Raw genomic sequence first — 15,654 nt, forward strand, 5'->3', positions numbered from 1 at the left:
CTAACCGCAGCGCCTTCGCGCACGTCCATGGCGTGCGGCGAAGGTCTCCATGAAGGCGATCAGCGCATCGACACCCGCTTCGGACATGGCGTTGTAGAGGCTGGCGCGCAGACCGCCCACGGCGGGGTGGCCCTGCAGGTTGAGCAGGCCCTGGCAGCGCGCCTGCTCGACGAACTCAGCGGTCAGTGTCGGCACGGCAAGGTGGAAGCAGACGTTCATGCGTGAGCGATCGGCCACCTGCCGGTCGCAGGCGTAGAAGTCGCTGGCATCGATGTAGCTATAAAGCGCCTCGCTCTTGCGCCGATTGCGTGCGGCCATCGCCTTCAGCCCACCTTGCGAGCGCAGCCAGCGAAAGACCAGCCCGGCCAGGTAGATCGCCTGGATCGGCGGCGTATTGAAGCGGTTGTCGCTGTCGATTTGGACGCGATAGCTGAGCGCGGCGGGACACGCCGGCCATGCCGTTTGCAGCAGATCGTCGCGGATGATGACGAGGGTCAGCCCCGCCGGCCCGACGTTCTTCTGAGCGCCGGCATAGATCACACCGAAGCGCTCGACATCAAGTGGGCGGGAGAGGAAGTCGGAGGTCATGTCGGCCACCAGCGGCACGCCCCGCGTGTCGGGCAGGCGGTGGTAGGCCAGTCCATCGGCGGTCTCGTTGCTGGTGATGTGGCAATACCCTGCCTGGGGGTCGAGCTGCCAGTACCGGCGGCACGGCAGCCGGCTATAGCCGTGCTGGGCGCCGCTGGCGGCCACGTTGACCGACACGTAGCGCCGGGCCTCGGCGATCGCCTTGCGCGACCAGTGGCCCGTATCGACGTAGTCCGCGCGGCCGTCCGGCGGGAGCAGGTTCATCGGCAACAGCGAGAACTGGGTCGACGCCCCGCCGGGCAGGAACAGCACATGGTAGTGCGGGGGTAGCTCGAGCAGCTCACGCAGGTCGCGCCGTGCCTGGTCAGCGATATTCTGAAACTCAGCTCCCGTGAACGGCATCTCGAGTATCGACATGCCGCTGCGGCGGCAGTCGAGCAGCTCCCGCTGGGCCTCGAGCAGCACCTCCCGCGGCATCACGCCGGGGCCCGCAGCGAAATTGTAGACCGATGAGGCGTGCATCGCGGCGCGCCTAGAAGAACTGCAGGCCATGCCCACTGGCCAGCATCAGGAACAGCAGCGGCATCGACAGAATGGTGTTGGTCCGCGACGACAGGAAAGTGATGCGCGAACAGCGCACCCGTTCTTCCATCGGCGCGGGCACGAAGCCAAGTACCTTCTTCTGGTGCGGCCAAAGCACCAGCCACAGGTTGAGCAGCATCAGCGTGCCGATCCAGGCGCCCATGCCGATCACCGCCAGCGGCCCCTGCAGCAGCAGCGCGTCTGGCAGCCAGCCGCGATACCACAGCATGCCCATCCCAGTGGCCCAGACCACGATCGAGGCATAGCGGAAGGTACCGTGCTCGCGCTGCATCCGCGCTTCCAGGTCGGCGCTGCGTGATGGCTCGTCGTGCTCCATACCGAGCGGCCTGAAGGTCGGCTGCTTTACCACGTTGGCGTAGTTGTGTCCGATCCAGACGAGGGCGAACAGCAGGTGCAGCCAGCGCAGTATAAAGTCAAGAATCGAAGCGAGCATGACGGGCTCCTGGACTAGACCATCGTGCGCAGCAGCAGATACAGCGCGGCTGTCAGCGTGATGCCGGCGGACAGCGTGCCGGCCAGCGAATCGTGGGGCAGCCTCATGCGCCACAGCCCCCGGATGCCAACCCGCCCTGGCGAGCGATCAGCGTCCCCGACCCTGCCTTTGCGGCCTGGGCCCGTTCGACGGCCTCCTGAATCACGTGGTGATGCGGTGACCTGCTGCAGGCAGGGTCGGCGTTGGCGGCGTCGCCGGTGAGCAGCAGCGCCTGGCAGCGGCAGCCGCCGAAGTCGTGCTCGCGCTCGTCACAGCTGCGGCAGGGCTCCTTCATCCACTCGGCGCCCCGGTACTTGCGGAAGGTGGGCGACTCCCGCCACAGCCATTCGAGGCTGTGCTCGCGCACGGTGGGGAAATCCAGCGTCTCGAGGGTGCGCGCCTGGGAGCAGGGCAGCGCCGCGCCATCCGGCGCAATGGTCAGGTGGATCGAGCCCCAGCCGTTCATGCACGCCTTGGGGCGGCCTTCGTAGTAGTCGGGAATGACGAAGAAGATGGTCATCGTGTCCCCCAGCCGCCGGCGCGCCTTGGCGACCTCGGCTTCGGCCCAGGCCAGTTCCTCGCGGGTGGGCAGCAATTCGTCACGGTTGAGCAGGGCCCAGTTGTAGTACTGAACATTGGCCAGCTCCAGGTATTCCATGCCCAACGAGCTGGCCAGCTCGATGATCTCGGGAATCTGCGCGATGTTGTGGCGGGTGATCGGTACGTTGAGCACCATGGGAAAGCCGTGGGCCTTTATCTCGCGCGCCATGGCCAGCTTGCGATCGAAGCTGTCCACCCCGGCGAGCCAGTTCGCCGTCTGCCGGTCGCTGGACTGAAAGCCCAATTGGATATGCTTGAGCCCCGCCTCCTTGAGCGCCGCCAGGCGGCGTGAGGTCAGGCCGATCCCCGAGGTAATCAGGTTGGTGTAGTAGCCCAGTTCGTTGGCCTCGGCCACCAACGTCTCGAGGTCCTTGCGCAGCGTGGGCTCGCCGCCCGAGAAGCCGATCTGCATCGCCCCCAGGTCACGGGCCTCACGCATCACCCGCTTCCACTCGGCGGTGCTCAGCTCCTCCTCGCCGTAGCGCTCGAAATCCACCGGATTGCTGCAGAAAACGCACTTGAGCGGGCATCGATAGGTGAGTTCCAGCAAGACCCAGATGGGCTTGCCCTCACCGTCGAGGCTCGGCACGGATCCAACCCTTGGCATGGGCCACCTCCAGAAACTTGACGACGCCCTCGGCAACGGCATCGCGCTTGGCGTCATAGCATGTGGCGAGCGCATCGATCATCGCCGTCACGGTGGTATCGCCGTCGCAATGCGCGAGGATACGGCCGCCGGTCTCGTTCAGCTTGACGATGCCTTCGGGATACAGCAGGACGTGAGCATCCTGGGACGCTTCCCAGCGAAAGAGGAACGTCGGGTGGATCGAATAGCAGGCCGCCATGTCGATGTTCGTTTGGTCAGTCATCGTCTCCCCCCCGCCCTTTGCTTTGTTTGATCTTGCGGCGTGCCCGCTTCGTCTCGGAAAGCGGGAGTGGCGCCTGCCATTCCCGCCCGGTCTCGATCAGCGAACGTAGACGTAGGCCGTCACTTCAAAGCCCAGACGCAAGTCGCAGAATGCCGGATCAACCCATTGCATGGCGCACCTCCCGTGATGCGGTTCGTTGACTGCAACGACAGTGTTGCCTTACCGAGGCTAGGCGGGTCGTCAGGCTGTCGAAATGGCACTTTGGCCGCGACCGGATACTCCTTTCGTACTGATTTTCCATAATTTTTTTGAAAATCACGGCACTTCGAGACGAGATTGACGATGCTCAAGATTGTCTGTCCCGGGCACTTTCGTCGCAGTGATTTTGCACGGGAAATGGCGCACCTTTCGGGGCCGATACCGACGTCAGATGGCTTCGGCCAGCCGTGACAATGTCAGCACTACCGCGGCCCGATCGTCGGCATGTTCGAGCCTCTCGTCCCAGCGCAACTGCGCCGGGCTGCCATCTAGATACCAGACCCTGTTGGCCAGGCGCGCCGCATCCTGAGCATCATGCGTCACGCAGATCATCGCCATCTGCGGTCGCTGCTCCAGCAGCGCCGCGAGACAATCGCGCAGCGACTGGGCGCGGCGCGTGTCGAGCGACGCGAAGGGTTCGTCGAGCAGTAGCAGGTCGGGTTCGACGGCCAGACAGCGTGCCAGCGCCGCCCGGCGCGCCATGCCCAGCGAGAGTTGATCCGGCAGGTAGTCGCCGTGACCGGCCAGGTCGACCCGGTCCAGCAGCGAGTCGACGTCATCCGGCGCGGCACCGACCAGCATCAGGTTCTGGCGCAGCGTGCGCCACGGCAGCAGCCGGTGCTCCTGGAACAGGTAACCGACCCGCAGCGTCGCGTCGCGCCTCACGCCGTTTCCTGCGGATGGCACGCCCAAGCCGGCGATCAGATTGAGCAGCGTGGTCTTGCCGCTGCCCGAGGGGCCCAGCAGGCAGATGCGCTCGCCCGCGGTGACTCGTAGGGAGAGGCGGCCTAGGATCGCCCGTGGCGTGCCGTGATAGGCGACGTCCAGCTCAAGCATGGTGCGGCTCCCCGACTCTTCGCCAGCGCGAGGAGCGACGCTCCAGTGGGCGCAGTACCACCTGTTCGACCAGTTGCACTACGGCAATGAACGCCAGACTGTAGGCCAGGATGGTGGCCACATCGAAGACCTGGAAGGCCATGTGCAACTGGAACCCGACCCCGTCGGAGCGGCCGAGCAACTCCACCACCAGCACGATCTTCCACACCAGCGCCAGGCCGCTGCGGGCCGCCGCCATCAGGTAGGGGGCCAGTTGCGGCAGCCACACGTGTACCAGGCGCCTGCCACGGCCGAAACGGTAGATATCCGCCATCTGCTCGAGGCGCACGTCGAGGCTGCGCGCCCCCTCGCGTACCATGACCGCCACGTTGGGCACCTTGTTGATCACCACCGCCAGCACTGCCGCGGCCTCGATCAGGCCGAACCATACGTAGAGCAGGATGATGGTGACCAGGGCCGGCAAGTTGAGCAGCGCCACGAGCAGCGGGTCGAGCAGGTCGTCGGCGAGCCGGCTGCGTCCCATCCAGACCCCGAGCAGTGTGCCCAGGGCCATCGCCAGGAAGAAGCTGATGACCACTCGCCGCAACGTCACGCCCAGGTGATGCCAGAGCTCACCTGTTCGCTGCGCCTGCCACAGGGTATCGAACACGGCTCCGGGTGTGGGCAGCAGAGCGCTGTCCAGCAGCCCGGCGACCAGCCACCAGGCGAGCAGCAGCGTCGGCAGACCGACCCAGCCGGCCAGCGCGCGGACGCTCACGGCGTCTCCGTTCGCGCAGCATGACGGTAGAAGAGTCGGGACGGCAGCAGCCGCTGCGCGTCGGCCCCGGCCAGTTGCAGCAGCGCCTGGAGATCGGCGATACGCCGCTCGTCGAGCGGTGCGGGCACGCCGTCGAGAAAGCCGCGGCGAAACGCCTCGAACTCGGCATCGCTCTCTACGCGCATCAGCGGACGCAGCTCGTCCCAATGGGACTCGCTCTCCGCCAGCGAGCGCTTGGTCTCGGTCAGGGCTGCGGCGAAGCGGTCCAGCAGCGCCCGGTTAGCGCGAACCCAGCTTTCCTGGAACACATAGCCCAGCACCGGCAGGTCGCGCTCGAGCGCCAGGGCATCGAGCAGGCCCGCCATCGGCATCAGCCGGCGAGCCTCGCCTGAGGCCTCGAGCCGCGCGGCGAAGTGCCAGTAGGTCACCAGCGCATCGATGCGCCCTCGACGCAGCGCTTCGCTGAGCAGCGGCGGCGCCGCGTACTGCACTTCGGCCTCCCGCTCCAGCTCGAGGCCGCGCTCGGCCGCCACCCGGCGCAGCAGGATCCAGCCCTTGCTGTCGGGCCCGCCGGCCACGCCGATGCGCTTTCCACGCAGCCCCTCCAGCGAGTCGATGGCCGAATCCGGCGCCACCAGAATGGCCCCGATCTGCGAGGAGAACGGCAGGAAGAGATATGGCTCGCCCTGCTCGAAACGCGCCTGGACCCAGAGCAGGTCGGCAACGGCTCCCGCCACCTCGCCACTGGCAAGCGCAATGCGCGAAGCCGGCAGATGCGGCACCAGGCGCACCTCGAGCTCGAAGCCGGCCTGCCGGTCCAGGCCCTGACGCTGCATGTGCTCGAGCTCCCAGTGGGCGGTGCCCGACTGCAGCACGCTGAGCCGCAGCGTCGGCAGTGGCTCGGCGTTCGCGGGCGGGCTGCCGAGCAGCCACGGGCCGAGACCGAGCCCGATCGCGAGCACGATTCGACAGAGGGCATGGCGCAGCGCGTGCGGCCACAAGGCATGAGTACGTATCGTCATGCCGCCACGATACGAAGGGCATGGCGACCCCAGAATAGTACCTTGGTACCTGCCACGTTGAGACAATGGTGGCATTCCCTGGCGCGCAATACCTGTCGTTCAATGAGAGCAACATAACAATACGTCGAGGTGCATCCATGGCATTCAGGATCCTCCTCGCGCTGACGATGCTGGCCGGCGCCTTCGCCGTCTGCAGCACGAGCCTGGCGGACGACGACCAGAACGACGTTGGCGAGCCTCTGTTCAATGCCGATGGCTATCGCGTCGACCGCTACCGGAGCCCCACTCCGTCGCATCTCGAAGGCGCCGAGATACTCGATACCGCGTCCCTGGCCCAGGCCCTGGCGAGCCCAGCCCCACCACTGCTGATCGATGTCTACAACCTGCCCTGGCGGGGAGATCGCTTCGTCGCCAGCCAGCCCCACGCCTCGCTGCCGGGCGCCATCTGGCTACCCAACACCGGCCTCGGCGAATTGTCGCCGGCATGGCAGCAATATTTCCTGCACCATCTGACCCGGCTCACCCGCGACGACGGGCAGCGTATGCTGGTGTTCCTCTGTCGCAGCGATTGCTGGCTGTCGTGGAACGCTGCACGCCGCGCGCTGGCACATGGCTTCGACCATGTCGGCTGGTATCCGCACGGCGTGGACGGCTGGGAAGCCGCGGGGCAGCCGCTGGAGGCGGCCGAGCCCGCGGCGCCGGTATCCGCCCTTGCCGGGCATGACGGACCGTGACGCGCCCCTGGCGCCTGTTTACCATGACAACGACAACTCTCGGGGCCTGCCCATGTACAAGCTGCTGATCGCCGACGATCATCCTCTCTTTCGCGAAGCCATCTGCCGCGTGATCCGCGACGGCTTCGAGGACGCCGAGGTACTCGAAACCGAGGACCTCGAATCAACGCTGGTGCTGGCACAAGAGCAGGAGGACATCGACCTGATCCTGCTCGACCTCAACATGCCGGGCGTGCACGGCCTCTCCGGGCTGATCCAGCTGCGCAACGAGGCTCCGACCATTCCGGTGGTGATCATCTCGGCGGAACAGGAGAAGCAGGTGATCCTGCAGGCGGTCACCTACGGCGCGGTCGGCTTCATCACCAAGTCGTCGCCGCGCGAGCAGATGACCCAGGCCATCGCCCAGATCCTGGAGGGCAACATCTACCTGCCCTCGGACATCATCCGCGCCAGCGGCGGCTCATCGCGTCCCGCCCGCGGCGAACCGACGGTGACCTCACGCCAGCTGGAAACGCTGACGCGCAAGCAGCTGCAGGTGCTCGAGCACATGACCCGAGGCGAGTCCAACAAGATGATCGCCTACCACCTGGAGATCGCCGAGACCACCGTCAAGGCACATGTTTCGGCGATCCTGCGCAAGCTCGGCGTGCACAACCGGGTCCAGGCCATTCTCTCGGCCAGCGACATCGACTTCAGTGTCTATCACAAGCGTGCTCCGCGACTAGACGACTGAGCGCCACACGCAGCTTGAGCGGCTTGACCGGCTTGTGCAGCAGGGCATAGCCGAGTTCACGCATGCGCTGCTTGAGTTCGTGGCTGTGGTTGGCGGTAATCGCCATGACCGGCAGCGGCTCGCGGCGCCGGGCATTGATGCGCTCGGCCAGCGCCAGGCCGGTGTCGCCGTCGTCGAGGTGGTAGTCGACGATCAGCACGTCGGCCGGCGTCTCGCCCGGCACCACCTGAGCCGCCAGGGCGGCCTCGCTGTCGGCCACGCACACCTCGCAACCCCAGCGCGACAGCAGCACGCGCATCGCCTCGCAGATGTCGGCGTCGTTATCGACCACCCAGATGCGCTTGCCCTCCAGCACCGCCTCGTCGGCGACCGTCGTCGCCAATTCGGTCGGCCGGCGGCGTGGCGCCAGCTCCGCATAGGGCAGCAGCACGCTGAAGCACGAACCGCGACCGGCGACCGACGCCACCCCCAGCGGATGTTCGAGCATGCGCGAGATCTTGTCGGCGATTGCCAGTCCCAGCCCCAGGCCGCGATCCTGTCGCCGCCCGGCAGCGTGGGAGCGACGGAATTCCTGAAAGATCGCTCCCAGTTCCTCCTTCTCGATGCCCAGGCCGGTATCGCCCACGACGATCTCGAGTCCCGTCGCGCGGCGTCGGCAGCCGAGCAGAATGCGCCCCTCACCGGTATAGCGAATGGCATTGGACAGAAAGTTGCGCAGCACCCGCGTGAGCAGCTGGATGTCGCTGCGCACCACGGCGCGGCTCGGTACGTAGTGGAACGCGAGCCCCTCGCTGGCGGCCACCTGACGATATTCGCGGGCCAGCCCGTCGAGCAGCTCCGCCACCGCGAAGGCGTCCGGGTCGGGTGTTACCACCCCCGCGTCGAGCTTGGAGATGTCCACCAGGGTGCCGAGCAGGCTCTCGACGTCCTTGAGCGAACGCCCCGCCTGCTCGATCAGCTCGTGATGCTCGGGCGCTACGTCCTGCTCGCCCAGCGCGCCGATGAACAGCCGGGCGGCATTGAGCGGCTGCAGCAGATCATGGCTGACCGCAGCGAGGAACTTGGTCTTGGAGAGGTTGGCCGCTTCTGCCTCCGCCTTGGCCTCGCGCAGGCGCTGCTCGATCGCCGCGCGTTCTGCTATCTCCTCGCGTAGCTGGCCGTTGACCTGCGTCAGCTCGCCGGTGCGCTCGCGCACGCGCTGCTCCAGGTTCTGGTAGGCCTGATGCAGGGCCTCGGCGGTGCGTCGGCGCTCGGTGATGTCGCGAATCAGCACGAATAGCCCGATCACCTCGCCGTCGCCGTCGAAATGGGGAACATAGGCGCGCAGCAGCACCCGTCGCTCGCCGCTGCCGCTGACCTCAGGGAACTCGAAGGAGACGCTCTCGCCGGCCAGCGCGCGGGTCAGGTAAGGGCGCAGCTTGGCGCAGTGCTCGGCACTGTGCAGGGCGTCGAGCTCGCCGCCCAGCAACAGGTCGCGCGGCCAGCCGTACCACTCCTCGTAGACGCGATTGGTGAAGACGTAGCGCAGGTCGCGATCGAGGTAAGCGATCATCGCCGGCAGCTCGTCGGTGATGGTGCGAATCCAGTGCTCCCGCTCGCGCAGCGTCTCGGCATGGCGAATGCGTTCGGTGACGTCGGTAAAGGTCAGCACCTGACCGCCGCCGGGCATGGCATGCCCGCGCACCTCCACCACGCGACCGTCGCCGAGATGCCGTTCGCAGGCCTGCGTCACACCGCGAGCATCGCCGGCATCGATCAGTTCGCTGCGGTGACACAGCGCCTCCAGGTCGTGCGGCACCTCTAGCGCCAGCAGGCCGGTCAGTTCACGGAAGCGCTGGTTGCACATCTCGAGTAAGCCACTCTCGGCAACCACCGCTACGCCCTGCGACAGGCTATCCATGGTGGCCTGCAGCAGTCGGGTCTTCTGCGCCAGGGCATGCTCGCGCTGGGCGTGCTCGTGACGCTTGAGTTCGGTAATGTCGACGTAGAGGAACACCCGGCCGCCGCCACGGGTGGGCCGCTGGTGAACTTGCACCCAGCGATCGTTGTGCAGGCGGTAGATCGTGCGTCGGTCGCGATGGCCGAGCTGCTCGCTGATCACCAGTCCCGAGCTCAGCGCCAGACGGCGCAGGTCCTCGAGCTGCATGCCCTGGCGGATGCGGATCCCCGCCGGACGCCAGAACTCGGCGAAGCGGCTGTTGTAGCGCAGAATGCGCTGGTCGGCATCGAACAGCACGAAGGCGTCGGTGATGCTCTCGATGGCATCGGCCAGGTACTGACCGGCGGCTTCCGCCCGCTCGCGCGCCTCGGCCAGCAGGCGGTTGCTGGCGCGCAGCTCGTGGGTGGTCTGGTTGAGCGCCTGGGTGCGCTCGCGTACCTGCTCGGCGAGCAGCACGGCATGCTCGAAGGCGGCGTAGGGCGCGCTGCGCGGCAGGTTGCTGGCTTCGACGCGCTCGATCAGTGCCGCATTGATGCGCTTGAGCTTGGCGATCTCGCGTTCCAGCGCCTGCTCGCGCTCAGCGGGATCCATTGCTCCGGCGCAGCTGGCCGATGACGACGCCGGTGAAGGTCTGGTTGAGGTGCATGCCATTGCACTGCTCTCCGTAGGTGTTGAATCCCACCACGCGATAGTCGCGCAGCAGCGCCGAAGCGGCGTCGCTGATGCCGTCGGCCTCGATCTCCAGGCGTCGCAGGAAACAGTCGCAGCCGATCACCAGGCGCGGCGGCCCCAAGCGCTCGCGGATCTCATCCAGCGCCGCGCGAAGGTCGTCGAGTATGGGCGCGGCACGCATGGCCGTCAGCACGATGCCGTTCTCCACGGCGCAGTAGAAGCTCAGGCTGAGATCCTCGTTGACCCGCTGGATCGAGCGTACGTAGGCATGGTCGTGCAGACGCACCGCCAGCGGATGGCGGGCGAAGGTCTCCTCATCGAGCTCGTCGACCCGGCACCCCACCAGGCGCGCGTACTCTTCCGCGGCCGGTTCGGCATTGAGCTCGATGACCCGGCGATGCTCGCGGTCCGCCGCGGTGACCACCAGCTTGTCGTCGAGCGGGCGCAGGTGATGGGTGGTGAAGACCTCGAAATCGAGTGTGGTGTTGATCATGATCACCACGGCAGCACCGGTGCGAAAGCGTCCGTTGCCGTAGACATGGGTACCGGAAAGGCGGTTGTCGTCGCCGGCGCTGCCGCCGAAGTGCGGGATGCTGCCGAGCGCCGCATTGAGCGTCGCCAGCACGCGCTCCTCACTGGCCGAGAGTCCATCGAGCAGGGTCAGGGCGAAGGTATGCCCCTTGATCGGAGCGATGCCCGCCTGCCGACAGCGTTCGAGGAGACCGTCGGTGAGCTGCTGCGCGGCGAGCAGCGAGACCTGGTCCAGGTCGTCGAGCAGCGCATGGTCGAGGGCGAAATCGCGCTGATCGAAGCCGATGGCGGTAATGCCGCCACGACCGTAGCCGGCATCGGTGATCTCGCCGGCGGTGGTGCAACCGCACAGGGTCACGCCGCCGAAATGCTGCTCCATGGCCTGGCCGAGCGCCTCGAGGTCGTACTCCGCCGAGCAGAAGAACAGCACGCCGCCGAGACAAGGATGCAGCAGCCGGCTCGCCAGGTCCTGGGCGGCCATGTCGGGGTCGCGAGAGCCGCTGTGGGCAACCAGTACCGCCTCGTGGCGATCCGGGTTCGCGGTAACGTAGGGCGTGGGAAGTTCGATGTCCATGGGGCGCTCGCAGTGTATGGCCCCTCAAGTATAGGAAGCGCCCGGGCGCGGGGATATGCCACTTGGGTGGCGTCCTTGACGCCCAGTGGCATACCTAGGTAGTAGACGGCCTACCAGGACATGGTGACGCCCAGCGCCACGGTGTCGGTCTGCTCGACGTCACTGCCACCGTCCAGCGCGGTGATGTCGTGGCGATTGACCTCGCCGACCAGGGTCAAGTAGTCGTTGATGTCATGGAACAGCGCCAGGCCGCGCGTCTGGAACTCGAGCCCGCTCTGCTCGTCCTCGGTCTCGCCGAACGACAGCGCCACGCGGTTGGCACCGAAACGATAGCCGCCCTGCAGCAGGTAGCCGTCGCTGTCCACTTCGCGCAGCGCCGCATTGCCCACGTTGTTGGTGAAGAAGGCATTGATGCCTTTGGCATTGAACCCCGACGCGCTAAGCGTGAGGGACCCCATGGCGGCCTGCACGCCATAGCCCAGACCGCGCGACGTCACCTCGTCCACATCGTCATCGCTGTTCTCGGACGTCTGGTACTGACCGTTCAGCCAGGTGTAGACATCGATACCCCCCAGCGTGGTTTCCCAGGTGAGCTCGGACTCGAAGCGCGGCGCTTCTTCGTAGCGGCGCCCCAGCGGGCTCTCGTCGGCGGTATGCACCGGGTCGAAGATACCCGCGGCCAGGCGCAGTCCACCGGCCTTGGGCGTACGATAGGTGATCTGGGCGGAGGGAAACGGATAGGGGTAGCCAGAGCCGATGTTGCCGAACGAGACGCCACCGAAATCCACCAGCCCCAGGGTGTCGCTGACCTGTCCATGACCGGACAGCAATTGGTCGAGGAAGATATTGGAACGGGCGAAAAGGCCGAAGTCCTTGCCCACCAGCACCTCGCCCCAGTCCCCCTCGATGGTACCGTAGAACTGACGCACATCGATGCCGGTCTCGGTACCGTTGTCGTCGCTGTCGTTGATGGTCACCCAGAAGGAGGAACGGGCCGCCAGCGTCAGCGCACCGACCTCCCGCGAGGCATTGAAGCCGATCCAGTTGGGCAAGAAGCCCATCTTGACCCGCGACTGGCGCCGGTCGAAGCGAGAGTCGGCCGCATCGACCTCGGTATTGACGTAGAAGGCATTGATGTAGCCATCGGCGCTGAAACGGGTGCTATCGCCTTCGAAGAGGGTGATCTCCGCCTGGGCGGTATGGGCAGCGGCGGCCAACACGGCGGCCAGGCCCAGCGACAATGGGGTTTGCATACGCATTTTGATTGTTCTCCCTTTTCCTTGCAGGACCACGGATTGCGGCCCCCGGGAGGGAGTATCCGGAGCGCTTTGCTTCACCTCCATGCCTCCTGGGAGGGAGGGATGACTGGCCTTGGTGGCTGATACCGAAGCCTTACGCCTCGGTACGCAAGCAGGACATTGGCGGCATGTCGCCCTATGGGTCGACTCCGCTGGAGAGCAGTTGGCTGAGCACGGCCCGCAGCTTGCCTGAGCGCAGCGGCTTGTTGAGATACGGCAGGCCAGCCGCGCGCAGGCGCTGCAGCCAGGCGTCGCTGCGCTCGGCGGTGAGAACGACCGCGGGCAGTCGTGGGTGATCCCAGTGCTCGCGCAGGCGCCACACCAGTTCGTCACCGGTCACCCCGTCATCCAGGTGCAGGTCTACCAGCAGGAGATCCGGCGGCGATACGGCGAGCGCTTCCTCGGCATCCACCGCCAGCGAACAGGTCATGCCCCAGCCTTCCAACAGCCCTTGCATGCTGGCCAGGATACTCGGCTCGTTGTCGACCACCAGCACCCGGTAGCCGCTCAGATCCGATTTGGGCAGCATAGCTGGCGCTGCCAAGCGTGGCTGGCAACCCGGCGTGCCCGACGGTACGCGCACCGCGAAGCAGGAGCCCCGCCCGGGCCAGGAGCGTACCGTCACCTCATGCTCGAGTCGTGCGACGATGCGTTCGACGATGGCCAAGCCCAGCCCCACCCCCTTGCGGTCACGGGCGTGGCGCGATTCGACCTGGTGGAATTCGCGGAAGATCGCGTCGAGCTGATCCGCCGGGATCCCGGTGCCGCTGTCCCAGACCTCGACCCACAGCGCACCGCCGCGACGACGCGTCCCCAGCAGTACCCGGCCCTGGGGCGTATAGCGACAGGCATTGGAGAGCAGATTGCGCAATACCCTCGCCAGCAGGCGATAGTCGCTGACGACCCAGGCATCGGCAACGCAGTTACGCAGCGCGAGCCCCTGGCTGTCGGCCAGCGTGGTGAACTCCGCCGCCAGGGATTCGGTCAGTTCGCGCAGGGCGAAGGGTTCCAACTGCGGCTCGACACGGTCCTGATCGAGACGGGCGATATCCAGCAGGTCGGTCAGCAGCTCCTCGGCGCCCTCCAGCGATAGATGGATGCGCTGCGCCAGCTCCTGCACCTCGGTCTCCAGACGACGTTCGAGCAGGGTGGCGACCAGCAGGCGCGCGGCGTTCATCGGCTGCAGCAGGTCATGGCTGGCGGCGGCCAGGTAGCGATCCTTGCTGCGGTTGGCCTGCTCCGCGGCGTCACGCGCCTCGCGCAGCTCGACCTCGATGCGACGACGCTCGGCGATTTCCTGGCGCAGTTCGTCGTTGAGCCGTTCCAGCTCACGGGTACGGTCCTGGACGCGCGCCTCGAGTTGCTCGTTCAGTTGCTCGAGGCGACGCCTGGCCTGCTCGCGCTCGGTGATGTCGGCGACGAAGGCCTCCATCACCAGCTCGTCGTCCGCCGATGGCTTCTGTACCACCGTCATGGCCACCGGCACACTGCGCCCTCCCTCGCCGCGCAGGTGCGTCGTGTAGCCCACGACCCGACCTTCATCGAGCAGTCGCCGTTGCACCTCGCGGGCATCCGCGGGGTCGACGAACAGGGCCGCCAGGGTGGTACAGCGCGCCAGAGTGGTAGCAACATCGCCGTCGCCCAGCATGCATGCGAGTGCGGGGTTGGCGGCCCGCAGCCCGCCGTTCAGCGATGCCTGGAAGATGCCGTGCAGGGCATTCTCGAACAGCCACTTGTAGCGGTTGCGCTCTGCCTCGAGCTCTGACATGCGTGCCGTCAGCTCGGGGTAGTAGCTCTTGCGCGCCGACTGGCTGCCGAGACCGATCAACTCGCTGACCGAGAGTCCATCCGGGTCGGAAGGTTTCTTCAAACGGCCTCCCAAGGCGCTAGAGTGCCTCTTCGTAGACCACCGCCACGTCCCGCAGGCAGGAGCGCCGCGGGTTAGTGAGGATGCAAGGATCCTCCACGGCGTGTTCGGCCAAAAACGGCACGTCGCTGCTGCTCACTCCGGCGCTGCCCAGCGTTCCGGCGAGCCCTACCGCCCGCTTGAGTTCGACCAGATGAGCGATGAGCCGCTGCTTGATGCTCTGCTGAGATAGCCCGCGGCAATCGATGCCAAGCGTCTGCGCCACCCGAATGAAGCGCTCCGGAGCCGCCTCGAAGTTGAAGGCGACCACATGCTCGAGAAGCATCGAGTTGCACAGCCCGTGGGGCAGGTCGAGAAAACCGCCCAGGCTGTGCGACATGGCGTGTACCGCCCCCAGGATGGCATTCGAGAAGGCCAGCCCCGCCTGCATGCTGCCCAGCATCACCTGGGCTCGCAGCTCCCCGTCGTGTGGATTGTCCACCAGTGCCACGAGGTTGGCATTGATCAGGCGCATCGCCTCCAGCGCATGGCTGTCGGTCAACGGTCCGCTGCCGGTGGAGACGAAGGCCTCGATGGCGTGCACCAGCGCATCGACCCCGGTACAGGCGGTGAGGAACGGATCCATGGTCAGCGTGACCTGGGGATCGATCAGCGAGACGTCGGGCACGACCGACTTGCTGATGATCGAGAACTTCATGCGCCGCTGGGGATCGGAGATGATCGCGAACTGGGAAACGTCGGCCGAGGTGCCCGCCGTCGAAGGAATGAAGATCAGTGGCGGAATCGGCACGCGAATGGTGTCGACCCCCTCGAAGTCGAGAATGTGCCCGTCGTGGGCCACCACGATGCCGATGCCCTTGGCGCAGTCCATCGGGCTGCCACCGCCCACCGCGACGATGGCATCGCAGCCATAGTCGCGGTAGACGCGAGCACCTGCCATGACCTCCTCGGCGCGCGGATTGGGCGACACCTGCAGGAAGCGATGACAAGGGATGCCGCAGGCGGCCAGATCGGCCTCGACCTCGGCGACCCAGCCGGCGGCCAGCACCCCCGGATCGGAAACCAGCAGGATGCGGTGCGCCCCGAAGGTCTGGGCGTAGTTGGCAACGGCATGACGAGAGCCGTCACCGAAGATGATCTCCGGAGCCACGAACTTGCGTAACTGGGCGATGCTGTTCGACATGGCGCCCGCACCTCGTTGTCGTTGTCATGGGTGTCATCGCTGAGAGTACCCGATGCCATCGGGCGCTTCCCTACATCCATGGTCTCAGCCTCATGCGCACCGGCAGAGTCGCATGAC

General features: G+C 66.4%; 15 protein-coding genes. 2 read left to right on the top strand and 13 right to left on the bottom strand.

Annotated elements, in window-relative coordinates; genetic code table 11:
- The 8 genes from serC to HNO53_RS16580 form a co-directional block, all read right to left on the bottom strand.
- Complete coding sequence (gene serC / locus HNO53_RS16545) at nt 1-1,110, bottom strand: 3-phosphoserine/phosphohydroxythreonine transaminase (protein ID WP_209473690.1); 1,110 nt, start codon at nt 1,108-1,110, stop codon at nt 1-3.
- A 10-nt stretch (nt 1,111-1,120) separates the two neighbouring features.
- Nucleotides 1,121-1,624 (bottom strand): urate hydroxylase PuuD, encoded by a 504-nt coding sequence (locus HNO53_RS16550; protein WP_209473691.1) that lies wholly within the window; start codon nt 1,622-1,624, stop codon nt 1,121-1,123.
- A 103-nt stretch (nt 1,625-1,727) separates the two neighbouring features.
- On the bottom strand, nt 1,728-2,870 hold the full coding sequence (pqqE, locus tag HNO53_RS16555) for a pyrroloquinoline quinone biosynthesis protein PqqE (RefSeq protein WP_209473692.1): 1,143 nt from the start codon (nt 2,868-2,870) through the stop codon (nt 1,728-1,730).
- Nucleotides 2,833-3,132, bottom strand: a complete 300-nt coding sequence (gene pqqD / locus HNO53_RS16560) for a pyrroloquinoline quinone biosynthesis peptide chaperone PqqD (protein WP_209473693.1) — start codon at nt 3,130-3,132, stop codon at nt 2,833-2,835. The genes pqqE and pqqD overlap by 38 nt, the downstream gene beginning before the upstream one ends.
- A 96-nt stretch (nt 3,133-3,228) precedes the next feature.
- Complete coding sequence (gene pqqA / locus HNO53_RS21680; RefSeq protein WP_114477445.1) at nt 3,229-3,303, bottom strand: pyrroloquinoline quinone precursor peptide PqqA; 75 nt, start codon at nt 3,301-3,303, stop codon at nt 3,229-3,231.
- Between the two features lie 255 nt (nt 3,304-3,558).
- A complete protein-coding gene (locus HNO53_RS16570) occupies nt 3,559-4,227 on the bottom strand; it encodes an ABC transporter ATP-binding protein (RefSeq protein WP_209473694.1) in 669 nt (222 codons plus the stop codon).
- Nucleotides 4,220-4,984 carry an ABC transporter permease gene (locus tag HNO53_RS16575; protein WP_209473695.1) on the bottom strand — a complete coding sequence of 255 codons (765 nt, stop codon included), beginning with the start codon at nt 4,982-4,984 and terminating at the stop codon, nt 4,220-4,222. The genes HNO53_RS16570 and HNO53_RS16575 overlap by 8 nt, the downstream gene beginning before the upstream one ends.
- The gene (locus HNO53_RS16580) at nt 4,981-6,006 is read right to left on the bottom strand and encodes an ABC transporter substrate-binding protein (protein ID WP_209473696.1); all 1,026 of its coding nucleotides are present in this window, start codon (nt 6,004-6,006) and stop codon (nt 4,981-4,983) included. Before HNO53_RS16580 ends, HNO53_RS16575 begins: the two co-directional genes overlap by 4 nt.
- A 137-nt stretch (nt 6,007-6,143) precedes the next feature.
- On the opposite strand from HNO53_RS16580, the gene HNO53_RS16585 reads away from it, so the two are divergent.
- On the top strand, nt 6,144-6,740 hold the full coding sequence (locus HNO53_RS16585; RefSeq protein ID WP_209473697.1) for a rhodanese-like domain-containing protein: 597 nt from the start codon (nt 6,144-6,146) through the stop codon (nt 6,738-6,740).
- A 52-nt stretch (nt 6,741-6,792) separates the two neighbouring features.
- On the top strand, nt 6,793-7,473 hold the full coding sequence (locus tag HNO53_RS16590) for a response regulator (RefSeq protein WP_209473698.1): 681 nt from the start codon (nt 6,793-6,795) through the stop codon (nt 7,471-7,473).
- Here HNO53_RS16590 and HNO53_RS16595 read toward each other — a convergent pair.
- From HNO53_RS16595 to ercA, 5 genes are all read right to left on the bottom strand, one after another.
- Nucleotides 7,433-10,003 carry a hybrid sensor histidine kinase/response regulator gene (locus HNO53_RS16595; protein WP_209473699.1) on the bottom strand — a complete coding sequence of 857 codons (2,571 nt, stop codon included), beginning with the start codon at nt 10,001-10,003 and terminating at the stop codon, nt 7,433-7,435. The two genes, HNO53_RS16590 and HNO53_RS16595, sit on opposite strands and share 41 nt — an antisense overlap.
- Entirely contained in the window at nt 9,990-11,189 is a 1,200-nt protein-coding gene (nosP, locus tag HNO53_RS16600; protein WP_209473700.1) for a nitric oxide-sensing protein NosP, read from the bottom strand. The genes HNO53_RS16595 and nosP overlap by 14 nt, the downstream gene beginning before the upstream one ends.
- Nucleotides 11,190-11,299: 110 nt before the next feature.
- Nucleotides 11,300-12,448 (bottom strand): porin, encoded by a 1,149-nt coding sequence (locus HNO53_RS16605; RefSeq protein WP_209473701.1) that lies wholly within the window; start codon nt 12,446-12,448, stop codon nt 11,300-11,302.
- A 175-nt stretch (nt 12,449-12,623) separates the two neighbouring features.
- Nucleotides 12,624-14,357: a PAS domain-containing hybrid sensor histidine kinase/response regulator gene (locus HNO53_RS16610; protein WP_209473702.1), complete on the bottom strand. Its 1,734-nt coding sequence runs from the start codon at nt 14,355-14,357 to the stop codon at nt 12,624-12,626.
- 16 nt (nt 14,358-14,373) lie between these two features.
- Nucleotides 14,374-15,537, bottom strand: coding sequence for an alcohol dehydrogenase-like regulatory protein ErcA (gene ercA / locus HNO53_RS16615; RefSeq protein ID WP_209473703.1), 1,164 nt, complete (start codon nt 15,535-15,537; stop codon nt 14,374-14,376).
- Nucleotides 15,538-15,654: the final 117 nt, after the last annotated feature.

This window comes from Billgrantia antri, from assembly GCF_017868935.1.
GTDB lineage: Bacteria > Pseudomonadota > Gammaproteobacteria > Pseudomonadales > Halomonadaceae > Halomonas > Halomonas antri.